Source organism: Dolichospermum compactum NIES-806 (assembly GCF_002368115.1).
GTDB lineage: Bacteria > Cyanobacteriota > Cyanobacteriia > Cyanobacteriales > Nostocaceae > Dolichospermum > Dolichospermum compactum.
Map to the genome: position 1 here is coordinate 1553088 of NZ_AP018316.1, position 18490 is coordinate 1571577.

Genomic DNA, 18490 nt, shown 5'->3' on the forward strand with positions numbered 1-18490 from the left:
AAGTGTCAAGAATCACCGCACCTTCAGGTCGGTGAGTATGTCAATATAGCTGCTAATTCTTTTGTTTCATAACGTCCCTCATAAGCTTCTAGCGCCGCTCTTTTTAGTGCTACTTGATATCCTTGTTGGAGAATTTCCATTAATTCTCTTTGATTCAAGTAAGCACCACCAGATTTGCGGCGCTTGTTAATTTTATTGATTTCCCGCACTGCATTTTCTATGGAAATTTCCCAATAACGGGTAGAACGTTTTTCGGCTTTTTGTTTGATTAGATGAATCAGTAGAATTACGCCATAACTATCAATTTTATTGATTTTATCACTGAGGCTCATTTCTTCTAATTCATCCACTAATAGTAAAGCTTCATTGATTTTTCCTTGTTCTAGGAGTTGTCTAATTTCTAAGAGTTCTTCCATATTAGATTTTTCGCTGTATATGAATCATTTATAGGAATCCGGTTTGATTCTGTGAATTTACTTGTGTGGTCAGGGAACAGAGAACTCTTAACTGGGAACAGGAAAGACAGAATTGATACCTACTGAGTCTTGTATGGCTACGCCACGCAAGCTATCAAAAATCAAATAGGAGTCCTATATTTCTGTTTTAGCTGATCTTCTTTGCTAGTACCCTCTAAATTCTAAGCTTAAGACTATCTAAAAGAAAAACCCCTACATTAGTTAATTATAAATTTCTGCCAAAAAAAGGTAAAAATAAAGAAATTGTTATTCAGATAACCAATGCAGCTTATCAGTGCAACCGTTCCCATATTAGCCACAGCCACAGAAACCGCAGACAGTTCTATGGTATTAGCCGCTGTGCTATTAAGCTTAGTCGTAATTTACTTTGCCAGTAAAGTTGGGGGAGAATTATGTAACAAAGTGGGGTTACCATCAGTTTTAGGTGAACTTCTCGGTGGTGTAGTTATCGGTGTCTCTGTACTCCATCTGTTAGTATTTCCAGAAGGTGGTACAGACGCTTCTAATTCCTTAATCATGTCCTTCTTGCAACTCACGGCTGGGTTAACCCCAGAAGCCACACCAGCGGTGTTTGCAGCGCAGTCTGAGGTGGTTTCAGTTTTATCAGAATTGGGTGTAATCATCCTTCTGTTTGAAATTGGTTTAGAGTCTAACCTCAAAGACCTCATGGCTGTTGGTGTTCAAGCCGTCGTTGTGGCTACTGTGGGGGTAGTAGTCCCCTTTGCAGCGGGGACAGTGGGATTAATGACCATATTTGGGATTAGTGCTATTCCCGCGATTTTCGCCGGTGCGGCTTTGACAGCAACCAGTATTGGAATTACGTCCAAAGTGCTTTCCGAATTGGGAAAGTTGAACTCCAAAGAAGGACAAATTATTCTTGGTGCAGCGGTTATTGATGATGTTTTGGGAATTATTGTCCTGGCGGTAGTTGCCAGTTTAGCCAAAGATGGTGCAGTAGACGTGGGTAACGTTATTTATCTCATCGTTAGTGCGAGCGCTTTTCTAATTGGGGCGATAGTTTTTGGTAATGTCTTTAATAAATCATTTGTGGCGATCGCCGATAAACTGAAGACTAGAGGGGAACTAGTCATCCCTGCTTTCATTTTTGCCTTCATGATGGCTTACCTAGCCTCCATCATCCATTTAGAGGCAATTCTTGGTGCTTTTGCCGCCGGTTTAGTTCTCGAAGAAACCGACAAACGCAAAGAACTCCAAAAGCAAGTTATCCCCATAGCTGATATGTTAGTTCCCGTCTTCTTCGTCGCAGTTGGTGCAAAAACTGATTTAGGAGTCTTAAATCCAGCCATTCCCACCAATCAAGAAGCCTTAATCATGGCAACTTTCCTGATTACAGTTGCCATCATCGGTAAAGTAGTGACAGGCTTAACAGTATTTGGTCAACCGGGAATTAACCGCTTGGCTATTGGTGTGGGGATGATTCCCAGAGGTGAAGTCGGCTTAGTATTTGCTGGTGTCGGTGCAGCTAGTGGTGTTCTTTCCAAGCCATTAGGAGCAGCAATTATTATGATGGTTATTATTACCACATTCATCGCTCCTCCCCTGTTGAGATTTGTATTTCCAGAATCAAATACCGCCACAAATTTAGACAACAACTCTGGCACAACATTAGCAGTAGAAACACCACAATCTCTCATCACCACAAAAGACGATTAGTAATTTGAATGTCATCACAAATTCTTTTGTGAACCTCACAGAAAATAGTTGAAAATTTTCTTGTCTGTGGTTTCTACATTTACTATACAAGGAGGTTGGAAGAAACTTCTCTCATCCAATCTCCGTCTTCTGTAATCTTGAAACCCTCTAATTTTAAAATGCTTACTTATTATTTCTACCTTTAATTAAATTTACTTTTGGTTTTTTTGGTTTTATAACGTAAGCATTCAGCCATCAGCAATCAGTCATCAGCAAGAATTGAATTGATAAGCATTCTAATATTAATTACTGATGTCAGTCTCCCTACTTCAAAACCACTAAAATCCAGTTTTAGCTGACTGCTGACCACTGATAGCTGAATGCTTAAAAACTTTCCTTGTTTCCCATTCTATTAGCCTTGATAATGTTTTGTATTCCTATTTTTTTTCAGAACAGTTTTTACAGCTTGAGGATTTTTTTAGTAATCATGGAGAACAACCCGCCAATCTATGTCAGAAATTGACAGTGGTGGGTGTTTTTTGTATGTATCTATATTCATGATTAATTATTAATTCAGCTAAGGAGAAAAAACCGTGAAACTACAATGGTTAATACCTACTACTTTTGGTACTGTACTCATGCTATCATCGCCAACTTTAGCCGCAAAATTAGAATCTTGGCGATTTGATCGTAATCAAAATATCTTAGAAATTAACACAAATGGTGCTGTCAAACCACAAGCACAAGTAATTTTTAATCCCACTCGCTTAGTAATTGATTTACCAGGTGTTAAATTTGGACGTTCCCAATTAACTCAACAAATAGGCGGAGGCATTCGGGAAATTCGCATTGGTCAATTTGATGAACAAACGACACGAATAGTTTTAGAAATAAATCCTGGTTACACCCTAGATCCTCAACAAGTAAAATTTGTCGGTAAAAGTGCCAATCGCTGGACAGTAAAATTACCAAAATTAGAACTTAATACCAACTCAACTAATACTAATACTAATAATACTAATAATTACAATCTAGTCGGCATAGACTCCCCGCCGAAACCTGAGTTCTCACCAATTACTAAAATTGCCCGCAACAATAGAGGCATAACTCAACTTGAAAGTTTGCAAATTACTGGGGATGGCTTTTTTATCCGCACTAATGGTGGTAATCCTCAAACTAGAATCATAAGAAGCCGGGATAAAGACACAGTATTTATTGACATTCTTAGTGCAACTTTATCACCCAACCTAACACAAGGAAATTTGGCAGTTAATAAACACGGTGTGGACAATATTGAATTTACCCAATCACAAATAACACCAACATCTGTCCGCATGACCCTAAAAATCGCCGCAAATAGTCCTGACTGGCGAGTCACCTCCAGTAGCAGCGGTTTAATCATCCTTCCCAACAGGGGAATTATCAATACACCTGAAAATGAGAATTTTCCCCCGACCAGAAACAATAACGGCTCAATTGCGACAATAGAATCTATAGAACTTACTGACAACGGCACACAATTATTAATTAAAGCCGACCAAGTTATATCCGCTACCACAGGTTGGGATAAAAGTTCTGGTTTTTTCCGTATTACCATTCCCAATGCCAAATTAGCCAACGAAGTCAAAGGCCCTACCTTTGATGCTAATAGTCCTATCATCAAACTCCGTCTGCAACCACAACCGCCAAATACTGTAGTTATCTTGGTTCAACCTGCATCAGGTGTAACACTAGGTGTACCCAATCAGGTAGGAGATAAACTTCTGGGTCTAAAACTGCAACGATATCGTCAGATTAGACCACCCATGAATTTACCTCCCCTATTACCACCCAGACAACAACTACCTGACCTCAAACCCAGACAACCACGAATTAACCAAAGGCGCTCCGTTCGTAAAGGCAAAATAGTAGTTATAATTGACCCCGGACATGGTGGTAAAGACTCAGGGGCAATTGGTATCGGTGGAGTCCAGGAAAAAAATGTTATTTTACCAATTGGGAAAAGGATTGCAGAAGTTTTGGAACGAAACGGTATCCAAGTAATTATGACGCGAGACTCTGACTATTTTGTAACTCTACCAGGACGAGTGACAATGGCACAACGGGCCAATGCTGATGTGTTTGTCAGTATCCACGCTAATTCAGCCGGTGAGAGTCGTCCAGAAGTTAGTGGCTTAGAGACTTATCATTACGATAGTGGTTTAACACTCGCTCAAATTGTCCACAGTAAAATTCTGCAAAGTCTTAATGTCAGAGATAGGAAAGTGCGGAAAGCTAGATTTTATGTTCTTCGCAAAACTTCTATGCCCTCAATTTTAGTAGAAACCGGTTTCTTAACTGGTAGAGACGATGCTGCCAAACTGAGAACTTCAGCTTATCAAAATCAAATGGCCGATGCGATCGCCCAAGGCATACTTCAGTATTTAAAATCTAGATAAATAGTAATTTATATCACCTGTTATCTGATTCATTACCAATACTAGAAAAATGAACTTGTTGACCAAATGGTAATACTAAACCGACTGTATGCTACAATCTTACGCCATTAGCCGTGTCTTACTACCAACACCAAAATCTTTTACTTGCACAAAGTTAAATTTGCAGCGGTGATGGTCTGAAGATTACCCCATAAGTCGAGATATTGACAAATCCCATCAATAGGAATCAGGAGAAAGGATTGTGAAACTACATTGGTTAATACCTAGCACTTTTGGAACTGTCTTCATCCTATCTTCGCCCGCTTTTGCCGCGAAATTAGAATCTTGGCGGTTTGATACTAATCAAAACCACTTAGAAATTAACACATCTAGCCCTGTCCAACCCCAAGCCCAACTCATTTTTAACCCCACACGCTTAGTAATTGACTTACCAGGAACAGAACTTGGTCGTCCGTCCGTAACCCAACAAATTGGCAGCAAAATTCGCACCATTCGCGTCGGTCAATTTGATGACCAAACAACACGCTTAGTGATCGAACTAGCCCCTGGTTACACCTTCAACCCTAAGCAAGTTAAATTTGTTCCCACCAATGGCAAACGTTGGATAGTAGAATTACCACAACCGGAGGTTGCTTCTGGGCAAACTGGAGAACCATCATTACCCCCAACATCCGATAAATCATCTGAACCAACACTAGACCCCAGAAGTATTTACAACGTAGTTACCACCAACCGAATTACCCCATCTAATCGAGAAACCACCCCAGGGGTCGTCCAAATTGATAAATTGCGAGTTACAGGTGATGGATTTTTCATTAGCACCACTGGTGGCAATCCTCAACTGCAAATCAATCGCACTCAAGATAATCGCTCTGTCAATATTGATATCATTGGCGCAGCCCTATCACCAAATATGGGACAACGGGATCTATTGATTAATCGCTATGGAGTCCGTCGTGTCCAATTTAGCCAAATATCCAGCAGTCCATCGGCTGTTCGCATGACCTTACAATTAGATAACACCAGTCGCAATTGGCAAGCATTAGCTAGTGGTAACAGTGGTTTTGTCGTCATTCCAGATCCTTTCGCCAAATTACCTGAAAATAACCAATTGTCCGCACCATCACTGAGTGATTCCCCCGCAATTATTCAATCTGTAGAACTCAGTGGCAATGGCACACAATTACTAATTAGAGCCGACCAAGCCATATCAGCCACCAACGGCTGGGATAGAAGCTCAGGTCTATTTCGTATTACTATTCCCAATGCTAAATTAGCTAATCAGGTCAAGGGTCCGGATTTTACTAACAATAGCCCGATTCTGAGAGTTCGTCTCCAACCCCAATCTGACAATACTGTAATTATTCTTGTTCAACCTGCATCTGGCGTTAGCTTTGGCGCATTGAATCAAATTACATCCCAATTATTAGCACTACAATTACAAACTAATCTCCGTACTCAACGTCCTCCAATTACACCACCTGGATTTCCTGGATCACAAGATCCTCCAGGTTCTAGTACACCACCTCCGCAAACAAGACCTCAGCCTCGTCTACCAGTTCCTAATAGCAAAGTTTTAGTAGTTATTGATCCTGGACATGGCGGTAAAGATTCTGGCGCTCCTGGGCTAGGTGGTTTGCTAGAAAAGGATGTTGTTCTACCCATTAGTACCAAACTGGCAACAATTTTAGAACAAAATGGTATCCAAGTTGTCCTCACGCGAGATGCTGACTTTTTTGTGGAACTGCAAGGAAGGGTGGATATAGCCAAGCGTGTTAATGCAACTTTATTTGTCAGTATTCATGCTAATGCTGTGAATAATAGACCTGATGTCAATGGTTTAGAAGTTTATTATTACGACAGCGGCTATACTTTAGCGGATACTGTCCGACAAGCCATTCTCCAAAATATTAGTACCCTCAAGAATCGAGGCACTCGTAAAGCTAGATTTTATGTGCTGAGAAAAAATACTATGCCTGCTATTTTAGTAGAAACAGGCTACATGACCGGTCGGGAAGATAATCCTCGCTTAGGATCACCTGAATATCAAAGTCGTATGGCTGAGGGCATAGCTAGTGGTATTCTGAATTATTTAAAACAAAGATAATTATCGTCAGTTATTTTTTGTCAGTTGTTCTTTGTTTTTTCTTGACTACTGACCACTGACTACTAACCACAATCCAAATTAATATTTGCTGTGTATTCATCTTCTATTTTTGATACTTTTTCCCCCCAAGAACCTCAACGCGCTCCGATTGGGGTATTTGACAGTGGAGTTGGCGGACTAACTGTACTGCGACAAATCTATCAACAACTTCCTAATGAATCCATTATTTATGTAGGGGATACAGCCCGTCTTCCCTATGGTATTCGTTCCCAAACAGAAATACTCCAATTCGTCCGAGAAATCCTCCATTGGATGCAGCAGCAACGGGTGAAAATGGCAATTATGGCCTGTAACACCAGTTCGGCTCTGGCATTAGATATAGTCCGTCAAGAATTTAATTTCCCCATTTTAGGGGTGATTCTACCTGGTGCAAAGGCAGCAGTCCAACAAGGACAACGGATTGGTGTGATTGCTACTCCAGCTACGGCTCAAAGCAATGCCTATCGTCAAGCTATTTTAGAAATTCAATCTAATGTCCAAGTCTGGCAAGTCAGTTGCCCAGAATTTGTCCCACTCATTGAACAAAATCGCATCCACGATCCTTATACTATAGAAATAGCCAAAACTTATCTAGAACCTTTGATTCAGAAAGAAATAGATACTTTAGTTTATGGTTGTACCCATTATCCCCTTTTGTCGCCCATCTTGCGATCGCTCCTTCCCCAGCAAGTCAAGCTCATTGACCCAGCAGTTCATGTCGCCGCCGCTTGCTCTCAAGAATTAGATATACTAGGGATTAGGAATATTCATCCACCAATGCCTACACGCTTCGCTGTCAGCGGTTGTTCCCAGCAATTTACCCAATCTAGCTTACAATGGTTGGGCTATACCCCAATGGTAGAACAAGTATGTTTTGCTGATACTGTCCTCTCTTAAAGTCCAGAAGTAGGGGCGCAGGGCCTGCGCCCAAAAACTAGTCAGCAGCAAAGGTATTTATCTCCTCTTTCCCCTACTACAACACGGCGTAAACAAACCAACCATTCTAAATCACCAAAAAGCCTATACTGTCTTCGTTTTGACTTTTGACTTTTGACTTCCGCCTTGCGGTACTGCTCCCTACAAGTTGCTTTCATTGACTATTGACAGCCTGAGTTACATTTGTAGTTAATTCTCGTTGCTGCTTATATTTATTCTGAACAGAATCAGAGCCGCTTTGAGAAATATTCTTTCTGCTTGCTCGCTTTGCTAAAGCTAATAACAAATATACACTAAACAAATAGCCAGCAGCTAAAATAAATATCATCATAGGCATATTTCTGTAAATCATTGTTCCACCATCTTTAATTACTAGGGAATATAAAATTGCATACAAAACCAGCAGAACTCAATTAATCAAGCACACCCTTGATAAATGTAGTTAGCTATACAAAACATTCCAGTCGAAAACTAATTTTCTCTGGTCAATCAATCTATTTTCTTTAATATCAACTTTCCCAGGCTATACATCCGACAGCAGCAAATTTACTCGACAGCAAACTTAAACCGCGCTCATCAGCAGTCTACCCAGCCTGTGTTATTGACCTCACACCAATTTAAATAAATGTACGCTAATACCCAACGTGCGTTGAATGCATTGAGTTAGTTCCATAACTGGAAAGGCACAATTCAGATCAAATAGGCACGGTCATTGCCTAGAATTTAGGAATTATTCCTATTTTCGCTTTGGCGACGAGTTATTTTAGACTCACAACGCTATTACGTAAAATCATCAAATGATGGTTTTACTTTGGAAGTGAATAATCTGAAAAATTTAACATCTCTAGGTATTAGCCTAACACAGCCAACCTGAATTTGAAGCTAATTTCTGGACTAAATTTAAAAATTTTTTCTTGCTCACCGCCAACTTGAAATTGCCGTCAATGCGTGTTATTTTATTGACATCAAAGTTCTCGTTACTACGCAATTTATTAATTAACTTTAGCAAAAACAATTTAAATTTAAGACAGCCTACTATTGTAACACATTCATAATCTAATGTGTGAATAACGCAATAGATATTAAAAATCATATTGCTGAAGGAAAACTTTGCGCTGACACTGGGTTATCTTAAAATTAAAGAATATGTAAACTTTCGTAACCTAAGTCAGAGTCCGCCCATCCATGACCCCAGCCACCTCCCTGTTTACCCCTGTGGAAGCAGACCTGCAAATACTAGCAGATAACCTTAAACAGCTAGTTGGAAATCGCCACCCCATTCTCTATGCCGCAGCCGAACACTTATTCGGTGCTGGGGGGAAGCGAATCAGACCTGCAATAGTGCTACTTATATCGCGGGCAACCATGCTCGAAGAAGATATTACCCCGCGTCACCGACGACTGGCAGAAATTACAGAAATGATTCACACAGCCAGTCTAGTCCATGATGATGTAGTAGATGAATCAAATGTTCGTCGCGGTGTACCGACTGTACATAGTTTGTTTGGTAATCGCATTGCTGTGCTTGCAGGGGATTTTCTCTTTGCACAATCGTCTTGGTATTTAGCAAATCTAAATAATTTGGATGTTGTTAAACTGCTTTCTGAAGTAATTATGGACTTAGCCGCTGGAGAAATCCAACAAGGGCTAAATCGCTTTGATGCTAGTCTTTCTACGGAAACCTACCTGCAAAAAAGCTATTACAAAACAGCCTCATTAATTGCTAACAGTTCTAAGGCTGCTGGATTGATTAGTGAAACATCCCTAGAAACTGCCGAACACTTGTACAGCTATGGTCGCAATTTAGGTCTTTCCTTTCAAATAGTAGATGATATTCTTGATTTCACCAGTTCAACAGACACCCTGGGTAAACCAGCGGGTTCTGACCTCAAAAGTGGCAACCTGACAGCACCAGTTTTATTTGCTTTAGAAGAAAAACCCTACTTAGAAGTCCTGATTGAACGAGAGTTTTCCCAGGCAGGGGATTTAGAGCAAGCACTGGCACTAATCCATGATAGTCGAGGTATCCAAAGAGCTAGAGAATTAGCTGCTCACCATGCTAAGTTAGCCACCGAGTCTATCGGTGTTTTAGAACCATCAGCATCACGTGAAGCGCTGATGAATTTGACCGACTATGTACTAAGTCGGCTCTACTAAAAAAAAGTTAAGGCGATTTAAGATTTGGGATTGTGGACATTAAATTTCCTAAATCCCAAATTTAGTTAGGCAATATTAGGAGGAACTTTTTTTTGGGTTGTAAGTTGCTGTAATTGTTGCTGGATAAGCTTTTCTAGCTCAGAACGCCGTACCTCTACAGTATTGGTTAAATTTCCTGATGTTTCCATAAAAACTATGCTGTGTAATGGTTTCAGGGCTACCAATTGGAATAAAATTTGAGTAACATCCATGAGGGTTGGCAGCAAGTGAGGGTCACGCCCAGCATCTGAGATTAGGGAAACATCTTGTATGGTAGGGAAAGCGTAAATAACTTGCTTTTCTATTCCTGGATTTGCGCGATTGCTCAATGTAGTTAGAACCCAATCTTGCTCAGAATTTTGGAGAATAAAGTATTGGTAGTGGTTTAACTTTTGGGCAATGGCGATTAATACAGGGGCGATTGATACCATAATCTGTGGTGTCACGCCATCCTGGGGTGCATTGTCTATCAGCAATTGAATTTGTGCTTCTAAATCCATCATGAGTTGTAAATGACTTTTGGATAATGGCTAAAACATGAGCAAGAAAATATTCCACCAAATTGGGATTCACAAGTTCAATCGGCTTATGCCACATATCCTCACTGTAAATTGGTTTGCGTTTGACTTGTATACAACAACCATGAAACTATTATCCAAAGTCTAACAAGTCGTGTCCAAAGTATGTTAGGGTCTTTTTGAGAACTGGGACTATGAATTCAACAGCAATCGCAACTAATCAGGGGAAAATTTCTATCAGCGTGGAGGTCATCTTTCAATTCCTATTTAGGGAACTTCAACAGTCAACTAAGGCTTCGGAGCAAAATTGTCACGATGTGTCGGTGAGAATTACTAACGAAGTTCTGCGGATTTGCAATGAAAGTAAACGCATTCAAACTTCCGGGTCTGTAGAAAGTTCAGCCATGAGCCTAGCTAAACATCGGTTACAACAGTGTATTCGATACTATCAGTTAGGTTCAAGTCGTGGAAGGGTAGAATTACACAGCACACTGAGTGCTATTGTTTATCGTTATATTAATCCCCCTCACAAGCAATTAAGCTATCAAGGGCGATTGACTATCATTGAAGATTTTCTCCAGAGTTTTTATCTGGAGGCTTTAAATGCTTTTAGAAGGGAGAACCAATTAGGTCCGACCTATCGCCCCCAGACTCTGTTGGAATTGGGAGAATACATGGCATTTACCGAACGATATGGTAAACGTCGGATTCCACTCCCTGGAAGGCAGCAACAGCTAATTATTTTGCGGGCGCAAACCTTTTCCAAACAACAGCCTTTAGAAACAAGTGTAGATATAGAACAGGCATCAGAGGGTGGTAGTGGTGAGTTTGACGGTTCTTGGGAAGAGCCAGCTATCCATCAATTGCGCTCGGCTATGGCTATGCAGCCCGAACCAGAAGAAGATACCCTGCGCTCGGTTGTGATTACTGAATTAATAGATTATTTAGAAGAAAAAGAACAATCTGACTGTGCTGATTACTTTGCTTTGCGTCTTCAAGATTTATCAGCACCAGAGATTGAGTCAATTTTAGGTTTAACATCTCGGCAGCGTGATTACTTACAGCAACGGTTTAAATATCATTTAATTCGGTTTGCTCTTTTACATCGTTGGGAATTGGTTCATGAGTGGTTGGAAGTTTCTTTGCCAACTAATTTGGGTTTAACTCCAATTCAATGGGAAACTTACTTAGCACAACTAGATGAGAAACAAAAGTCTATCTTAGATTTGAAGCAGCAAGGAAAACCTGATGAGCAAATATCGAAGACATTAGGCTTGTCAATGGCACAATTACAAAAACGTTGGTTTAAGATTTTAGAACAAGCTTGGGAAATTCGGAATTCTTTAGTGTCCGGATCTAGTGCATCTACCCATGAATGGTGACTTGTGAATCTTCACAAAATGATCAACTTGCTTGGGTATTGAAAAATTATAACTTCAACACTTACGGGTATAGCTTGTTATAATGTGAGGAAATTGACGGGGTAGATATTTATCTCCAGATAGTAGCCAAATTATTGGTGAACTCAAATTGATAAGAAAAGCCCCAAACCTTTCAATTGGGAGAAATTCCTACTGTGCAAGAACGTTTTCAAGCTATTCTTAAGCGTCGTTTACAAGACCAAGTAGAAAAAAATCCGCCGTTGTTCCCCTGGGAAACACAATCAATGGAGTATCCCGACTGTGTAGAAGAACAATCTCTGGGTTTAGTTCCTGTTTGGGGGTGGACTGTCCACCAATCTAAGCTTAATTTGCCTATTCCTTTGCCTGAAAAAGTTTTTTGGCAATTGCTGGAGAAATGTCAGGTGTTATTGACATCTTCTTTACCTCTGGGAGCTAAGTTAGTTCAGGTGGTAGAAAGTATGTTTCCTACGGATGCTCAAGCTATTAATGATTTGGCTGGGTTAGTCCTGAGAAGCTCTTATCGTTCTGCTGATACTTTGACGGCTACGGCTGATGTTGAGAGCGATTATTTTGATTTATTACCACGGCAACAAATGGCTTTGTCTTTAATGGCAGCCAAGCAGTTGTTGGAAAATTTAACTTTGCCAATTTCATTTACTCAGCCACTGGTAGAAAGACAATGGCTCACTACGGTGGGGACTTTGAGTATTCGAGTAGAATTACGGGATTTAGGTAAGTTCATGAAGTTGACGGTTCAGGGTGAATTACCTACGCCGGGGATTTTACAACTCCGGGGTAATGATACTCAAGAATTTGTGAAATCTGAGACTTCAGAAATACCAGTTATAGAGTTACAAATTGATAGAAATCAGCCAATTTATACTTTGGCAGTGGAGTTCCCTGGATTAGATCAACAGCCTTTATTGTTGGCTATTCAGGTGAAAATCTAAGGTAATATTGCCATATCTAGGAGTTAGATGGGAGAAAATGGCAACGAATGTATCATAATCATCAACAAGATCAATTATTAAGGGCGTATCTAATTACCTTAGCTATGAGCGGGATACTTGTACTCTCAGGGAGTCTGAAGCTAGGATAGGGGGGAAGTTGAAAACAAGATGATAGTTTTCTACCTAGTATAGTATCCGCAGCGTCTACATCATAGCTTTGCTTATTTGAAAATGTTTAATTTGTCTAGGATCAATCGGTTTTGGCGTTTACCGTTAGGTAATCAGTGGCAACCAACTAGAGGAAAATCGCCAGTCAAAGAAGTGGAAGATTCGATTCCTTTGCGAGTGCTAGTGATGGTACTGGTCATTTTGGGGATTGTGGCTACGGATATTGCTGGTGAAACTCAATTTAGTCTGTGGACTGTTCCACTGACTATGGCTGGAACCTGGTGGTGATGCGGGTGCGATCGCAAGCTGAAGGTTTTTGGCGCGTCCTGTCCTTTGACAATTACACAGGCAAAGGTTGGAAGATTTCCCGTAATGATCAAGTTACCAATGGCGGAAGTGGCTTAACTTGCGTTGGTTAAAGAAATTACCGCCTATGGAAAGACTGTACCAACAAATGTTGCAATGGAATTCTCAGAAAGGTTTAAGTAAGCATCCTAGTCAAACACCTCTAGAATATGCCCAGGTTTCATACCAATACCATATACTGTATTCGTTTTAACTTCCGCCCTGCGGTACTAGCTTGTATGGATATAATTTTGCATATATCGTAAGGAATATTTTTAGGAGATTTTGTGGATAAAACAGCTAAAAAAAGCATTAATTATGAAAAAACTCAGGCTAACGTGGTTTAAATCGTTGTAACTCCCATTCTTTAGCGATAACATGGAAATAAGTTTACTACGAGCTTTTCATTTTTCGTTTAGCTGAAATTTTTTTTATGGAAATTCAATTAATCAATATCGGTTTTGGTAATATCGTCTCTGCCAACAGAGTCGTTGCCATAGTTAGTCCAGAATCTGCTCCCATTAAACGGATTATTACCGATGCTAGGGATAGAGGTCAATTAGTTGATGCTACCTATGGAAGACGGACTAGGGCAGTGATTATTACTGATTCTAGTCATGTTATTCTCTCGGCGATTCAGCCAGAAACAGTAGCCAATCGGTTTGTGATTTCTCGTGATCATCATGTTGTAGATAATTAATCATTGGCATAATTAATTATCAACCCAATTCTATTTGTACCATATCGGCTGTACCATGTGAATTAGACTGGATTTCTGTCACCAGTGCTACAAATTCTTTAGTCTTGATGCTATTTTGAAGAGTGAGGATGAGAAATACTGCTGCAAAAGCTTATACCATAGGTATTTAACCATCTCAAATCCCAAATTCAAAATGGTATTAGTTATTTTAGTCGCTAACACAAGACTAAGGAATCATTTGTATTTATTAATTCACTCTTCTCACGGATAATGCAAGTTTTACCTACCCATAATGGTGCAAATACGAAAGAATGTCCGCCTCTGGGCAAACTAATTGTTTTAACCGGCCCGAGTGGAGTCGGCAAAGGTACATTAATGAATGAAATTCTCCGGCGTTATCCAGAATTGCATTATTCAGTATCTGCAACGACTCGTTCTCCTCGTCCGGGAGAAATCAATGGTAAAAACTATAACTTTATTAGTCGGGGTCAGTTTGAAAAGTTAGTTACTCAAGGCGAATTTTTAGAATGGGCAGAATTTGCTGGTAACTGTTATGGTACGCTCCGGGCGGCTGTGCTTAATCATGTTCAAGCTGGTCAGTTGGTGGTGCTAGAAATTGAGTTAGCAGGAGCAAGACAAATTCGTCACACTTTTCCTAGCACTCTCAGTATTTTCATTTTACCACCTTCATTTGCAGAATTAGAAAAGCGGATACGCGGGCGTGGACAAGATGCGGAAAAGGATATTTCTCGTCGTTTGCAACGTGCTGAAGAGGAAATTGCCGCTGCTAACGAATTTGATGTAAAAATTATCAATGATGATTTTGAGCAAGCTGTAAAGGAAATAGAGAAGGCGATTTTTGAATAAGTATCTGGTAATTGGGAAACAAATTCTCCCTATTCCCTGTTCCCTATTCCCTGAATGGGTAATAGCCCAAATTAGCAACTATTACCCATTACCAATCATCAAATTAACCCAATAAACCTTGGATTAATCCAGAATTACCTGTCAAGAAGAACGCGACTACTGCGCCACCGATACCACCAATCAAGAAAGCACTGGCGAAATTATTCCAGCTTTCCTTAGAGTTGAAAGCATCAACTGGAGGATTAGGTACAGCAACACTAGCAAGTGCTTTATCAGGATTGCTGTTAGCGTATAAAGATAGGCAAGCGGTTAAAATTACAACCAAACCAATGCTGCCCAGTAAACCAGCTAAGTTAGCATTAGGGGCATTACGTAAGGGACCTAATTTATCAAAAGGTCCAAATAACAAATAGCCATGAGCCATACCAACTTCCAGCCCACGTCTAAAAGGATTTAGACCGGGGCGATAAGCTGGTAAATTGCTAATAAACCACTTCACCAAAGGAGCGGAATTGATAGGGGTTTCTAGGTCGCCTTTTTGTGGATCACGTCCTGCTGCTATTGCCATAACTATTTTTCGATTCCTTGAATTCCTTGAATTACTGTTGTTCTTTTTCAAGGCATGAAACCCATAAATCATAGGTGAGATTACGAGTTTCATACATTATTTAAGATTGTTTATTGCTAAACAATCCAGAAGAAAAAGCTAATTTACTTAGCTTTTCCTAACCGTGTTTTCAACCTATAGGGGGTGGAAAAGTAGGTCAGGGAAGAAGCGGTTAAATTCAATCAAAATCCCGGCTGTGATTGTCAGCCAGATTGTAGCTGCAACAGGAGCAGTAGAGATAAATGTCAGCAAGTAGTTGGTTTCGTCGCCTTTTTCAGCCATGAATTTAGTCTCCAGTAATGAGTGAGTGAAAACAAATGAATTAACGTGGTGAAACGGTAATTTCTGAATCCTTCGCTGTTAATTCGCCGGAGAGCAATTCCTTGATTGCTGCTGCTGGCCAAGCAAAACCGGAGGTGATGATAGGTAGAGCAATACCCAAATCAATTTGGATTTCTTTTTGCTCCGCATTTGATTCTTTTTGGATTGCTTGGAGATAAGCACGGCCTACCCAACCAATCCAACCAGCAATGTAGAGGAAGAGAATACTAGGGATTAAAAAATCACCAGCATGATCAAGACGGCCATCTACAATCAAGTGGGGATAACCTTCTGGTCCACAGAGCGCTTGAGAATAACGTTCAAACCGCTTTTTACCTGATTCGGGGTCAGGGGTGGTGTTACGGGCATTTCGTGCTAGCTCTTGAAAGGCGGGAGAGTCTTTACAAGGAACAAGGTTTGCGCCTAGCGCTTTAGCTTCAGGAGCAAAATTGAACCAAAGAGTCATCACCAAAAGCAAAGCAAACAATCGTCTCATGGAGTTGTTTCCTTTTATTACAAAACGGGAAGTTTCTTGTACAAAACGAAGCGGCTTGTACAGTCTTTATTTTAGATAACTAGGAAGTTATCATACTCTTGGCTGGGGACTGAGTAAAGTTGAAGTCAATAAAAGTTAAAGCTTCTCAATCAAAAGATAGGGAAAAGAGGAGAAAGTAGGGTCAGGGGCAGGGGCAGAGGAGATATGAGAGAATGTATGTTGCCCATTACCAATTACCAATTACTCATTCTATGACAACCGTTTTGGCTATTGAAACCAGTTGTGATGAAACTGCTGTGGCAATTGTTAAGAATCGTGAAGTGTGTAGCAGTATTGTTGCTTCACAAATTTCTGTTCATCAACAATATGGTGGCGTAGTGCCAGAGGTGGCTTCACGTCAGCATTTAGAAACGCTGAATTATGAAATAGAGCAGGCTTTAGAATCTAGTCATTTAGATTGGAGTCAGATTGATGGGATAGCTGCCACCTGTGCGCCTGGACTGGTAGGAGCGCTGCTGGTAGGATTAACGGCTGCGAAGACTCTGGCAATTGTCCATGATTTGCCTTTTTTAGGGGTGCATCATCTGGAAGGTCATATTTATGCGACTTACTTGAGTGAGCTAAGTTTAAATCCTCCTTTTCTTAGCTTACTTGTTTCTGGAGGTCATACAAGCTTGATTTATGTGAAAGATTATGGTATGTACGAAACCTTGGGAGAAACCCGTGATGATGCGGCGGGTGAGGCTTTTGATAAGGTGGCACGGTTATTAAAATTGGGTTATCCTGGTGGACCGATAATTGATAAACTGGCACAAACTGGTAATTCCCAGGCTTTTGGATTACCGGAGGGCAAAATTTCTTTACCGGGTGGGGGTTATCATCCTTATGATTGTAGTTTTAGCGGCTTAAAGACAGCCGTATTACGTTTAGTGCAGCAGTTGGAGAGGGAGGGTAAGGAAGTACCAATTGCCGATGTGGTGGCCAGTTTCCAGGATACTATAGCGCGATCGCTGACCAAAAGAGCGATCGCCTGCGCTCGTAATTATGGACTAAGTACCATTACTGTAGGTGGTGGTGTAGCAGCCAATAGTGGACTGAGAAAGCATTTACAAACAGCAGCCAGTAAACATAACATCCGGGTTCTATTCCCCCCCTTAAAATTTTGCACCGACAACGCCGCCATGATTGGCTGTGCCGCAGCCGAACACCTATCCCTTGGTAGAACATCCCCCCTCACATTAGGAGTCCATTCCCGGCTCTCACTGAACCAAGTCATGCAGTTGTATGAAAATTAGTTCGGAAGTCAGGAGTCAGGAGTCAGGAGTCAGGATGAAGAAAGAAGAAAGAAGAAAGAAGAAGGAAAAAGAAAATGACTAATGATCAATGACTAATGACCGAATATTTTCAGCCACAGCTTTTGGTTGCTCTAACATAGCCAAATGGCCACAATCAGAAATTTCAATCACATTATCGCCCACATATTGAAAAAGCCAATGAAAACTCGCTAAATGGCGGACATACTTAGGTTCCATCACCTTATCGTCAGCACCGGCTAAAAAATACACAGGCTGCTTTAACTTGGATACTAACTGGGGTAAAGAATTAATTTCTGCTTCCGTAGTAGAGTCGAAAAGAGTTCCCAAAGCAGCTTCAGGGTCAGCAACAATAAAATCAATCAGTCGTTGACGCGCCCAATATCGGTCTAATGGACGCAACACACTAGCTTTAGTAAACAACAAATCAATCAAAGGCATTTGTGAAAGCCAACGGGGACGGACTTGTAAAAACTTTTGTCCAGCGGCACGAAATTGCTCAAAAGCTTCCTTCAGATAAATCCCACCACCGGCATTAATACAAATCACACCTTGAACACAATCAGGTAGTTGAGCAGCCGTCCATAGAGCAATAGTACCACCCAAGGAATGACCAACTAACCAAGCACTAGAAATATTCAGGTGTTGGAGAAGCACAGCCAAATCCTGAGCATAAGCAGATGGAGAGTATAGAGAATCCAAAGACAAACTATCTATACTGGAGTCTGTAGCAGTCAGTTCTATATCTGATGTCACCTGAGACTGTGATTCACCAAAACCTCGTAAATCATAAGATAAACACTGTAAATCTACCGATAAACGAGAAATTACAGGTTGCCAATATACGCTACTATTTAGCCAACCGTGGATAAATACTAAAGTATGGGGGCATGATGTGGGAGCCGTTAGCTCATAAGTATGTGGAACACCTAAGATTTCTATTGTTGCCATAATTAA

General features: G+C 40.6%; 19 protein-coding genes and 1 pseudogene. 13 read left to right on the forward strand and 7 right to left on the reverse strand.

All coding sequences use genetic code 11. The annotated features are described in order from the left end of the window. Positions 1-23 precede the first annotated feature (23 nt). Entirely contained in the window at positions 24-416 is a 393-nt protein-coding gene (locus CA730_RS07590) for a DUF29 family protein (RefSeq protein ID WP_096665847.1), read from the reverse strand. Positions 417-737: 321 nt separating this feature from the next. Between CA730_RS07590 and CA730_RS07595 the strand changes: the two genes are divergently transcribed. The 4 genes from CA730_RS07595 to murI all read left to right on the forward strand — a co-directional run bounded on the left by CA730_RS07595 (position 738) and on the right by murI (position 7610). Further along, a complete protein-coding gene (locus CA730_RS07595; protein ID WP_096665851.1) occupies positions 738-2150 on the forward strand; it encodes a cation:proton antiporter in 1413 nt (470 codons plus the stop codon). 572 nt (positions 2151-2722) lie between these two features. Beyond that, positions 2723-4567, forward strand: coding sequence for an N-acetylmuramoyl-L-alanine amidase (locus tag CA730_RS07600; protein ID WP_096665854.1), 1845 nt, complete (start codon positions 2723-2725; stop codon positions 4565-4567). Between the two features lie 241 nt (positions 4568-4808). Beyond that, positions 4809-6674 (forward strand): N-acetylmuramoyl-L-alanine amidase, encoded by a 1866-nt coding sequence (locus CA730_RS07605; protein ID WP_096665857.1) that lies wholly within the window; start codon positions 4809-4811, stop codon positions 6672-6674. Between the two features lie 90 nt (positions 6675-6764). Continuing rightward, a complete protein-coding gene (murI, locus tag CA730_RS07610; RefSeq protein WP_096665860.1) occupies positions 6765-7610 on the forward strand; it encodes a glutamate racemase in 846 nt (281 codons plus the stop codon). Positions 7611-7803: 193 nt separating this feature from the next. On the opposite strand, the gene CA730_RS07615 is transcribed toward murI, so the two are convergent. Further along, positions 7804-8001 carry a hypothetical protein gene (locus tag CA730_RS07615; protein WP_096671352.1) on the reverse strand — a complete coding sequence of 66 codons (198 nt, stop codon included), beginning with the start codon at positions 7999-8001 and terminating at the stop codon, positions 7804-7806. An 833-nt stretch (positions 8002-8834) separates the two neighbouring features. Between CA730_RS07615 and sds the strand changes: the two genes are divergently transcribed. After that, the gene (sds, locus tag CA730_RS07620; protein ID WP_096665863.1) at positions 8835-9806 is read left to right on the forward strand and encodes a solanesyl diphosphate synthase; all 972 of its coding nucleotides are present in this window, start codon (positions 8835-8837) and stop codon (positions 9804-9806) included. Between the two features lie 65 nt (positions 9807-9871). Here the strand turns inward: sds and CA730_RS07625 are convergent, their stop codons facing one another. Beyond that, complete coding sequence (locus CA730_RS07625; RefSeq protein WP_096665866.1) at positions 9872-10345, reverse strand: hypothetical protein; 474 nt, start codon at positions 10343-10345, stop codon at positions 9872-9874. Positions 10346-10557: 212 nt separating this feature from the next. Here CA730_RS07625 and hetZ point away from each other — a divergent pair, with 212 nt between their 5' ends. From hetZ to gmk, 7 genes and pseudogenes are all read left to right on the forward strand, one after another. After that, entirely contained in the window at positions 10558-11745 is a 1188-nt protein-coding gene (hetZ, locus tag CA730_RS07630) for a heterocyst differentiation protein HetZ (RefSeq protein WP_096665869.1), read from the forward strand. A gap of 194 nt (positions 11746-11939) precedes the next feature. Further along, the gene (locus tag CA730_RS07635) at positions 11940-12716 is read left to right on the forward strand and encodes a PatU (protein WP_330221287.1); all 777 of its coding nucleotides are present in this window, start codon (positions 11940-11942) and stop codon (positions 12714-12716) included. Positions 12717-12947: 231 nt separating this feature from the next. Then, entirely contained in the window at positions 12948-13172 is a 225-nt protein-coding gene (locus tag CA730_RS07640; protein WP_231940025.1) for a hypothetical protein, read from the forward strand. Further along, positions 13166-13303 (forward strand): hypothetical protein, encoded by a 138-nt coding sequence (locus tag CA730_RS24200; protein ID WP_157749929.1) that lies wholly within the window; start codon positions 13166-13168, stop codon positions 13301-13303. Before CA730_RS07640 ends, CA730_RS24200 begins: the two co-directional genes overlap by 7 nt. Further along, positions 13270-13425, forward strand: a pseudogene (locus CA730_RS26420) (DUF4129 domain-containing protein); the annotation flags it as partial. The gene CA730_RS24200 and the pseudogene CA730_RS26420, both read left to right, overlap by 34 nt. A gap of 237 nt (positions 13426-13662) precedes the next feature. Further along, positions 13663-13929 carry an extracellular matrix/biofilm regulator RemA gene (remA, locus tag CA730_RS07645; protein WP_015080662.1) on the forward strand — a complete coding sequence of 89 codons (267 nt, stop codon included), beginning with the start codon at positions 13663-13665 and terminating at the stop codon, positions 13927-13929. A gap of 270 nt (positions 13930-14199) precedes the next feature. Next, entirely contained in the window at positions 14200-14796 is a 597-nt protein-coding gene (gene gmk / locus CA730_RS07650; RefSeq protein ID WP_096665875.1) for a guanylate kinase, read from the forward strand. Between the two features lie 103 nt (positions 14797-14899). Here gmk and CA730_RS07655 read toward each other — a convergent pair whose 3' ends face one another. The 3 genes from CA730_RS07655 to CA730_RS07665 all read right to left on the reverse strand — a co-directional run bounded on the left by CA730_RS07655 (position 14900) and on the right by CA730_RS07665 (position 16220). After that, on the reverse strand, positions 14900-15364 hold the full coding sequence (locus tag CA730_RS07655; protein WP_039203683.1) for a photosystem I reaction center subunit XI: 465 nt from the start codon (positions 15362-15364) through the stop codon (positions 14900-14902). Positions 15365-15538: 174 nt separating this feature from the next. Beyond that, positions 15539-15685, reverse strand: a complete 147-nt coding sequence (psaJ, locus tag CA730_RS07660) for a photosystem I reaction center subunit IX (RefSeq protein WP_039203682.1) — start codon at positions 15683-15685, stop codon at positions 15539-15541. A 40-nt stretch (positions 15686-15725) separates the two neighbouring features. Then, positions 15726-16220 (reverse strand): Photosystem I reaction center subunit III, encoded by a 495-nt coding sequence (locus CA730_RS07665; protein ID WP_096665878.1) that lies wholly within the window; start codon positions 16218-16220, stop codon positions 15726-15728. A gap of 251 nt (positions 16221-16471) precedes the next feature. Between CA730_RS07665 and tsaD the strand changes: the two genes are divergently transcribed. Continuing rightward, positions 16472-17515 carry a tRNA (adenosine(37)-N6)-threonylcarbamoyltransferase complex transferase subunit TsaD gene (gene tsaD, locus CA730_RS07670; protein WP_096671356.1) on the forward strand — a complete coding sequence of 348 codons (1044 nt, stop codon included), beginning with the start codon at positions 16472-16474 and terminating at the stop codon, positions 17513-17515. Between the two features lie 78 nt (positions 17516-17593). On the opposite strand, the gene CA730_RS07675 is transcribed toward tsaD, so the two are convergent. After that, complete coding sequence (locus tag CA730_RS07675; RefSeq protein ID WP_096665881.1) at positions 17594-18484, reverse strand: alpha/beta fold hydrolase; 891 nt, start codon at positions 18482-18484, stop codon at positions 17594-17596. Positions 18485-18490: the final 6 nt, after the last annotated feature.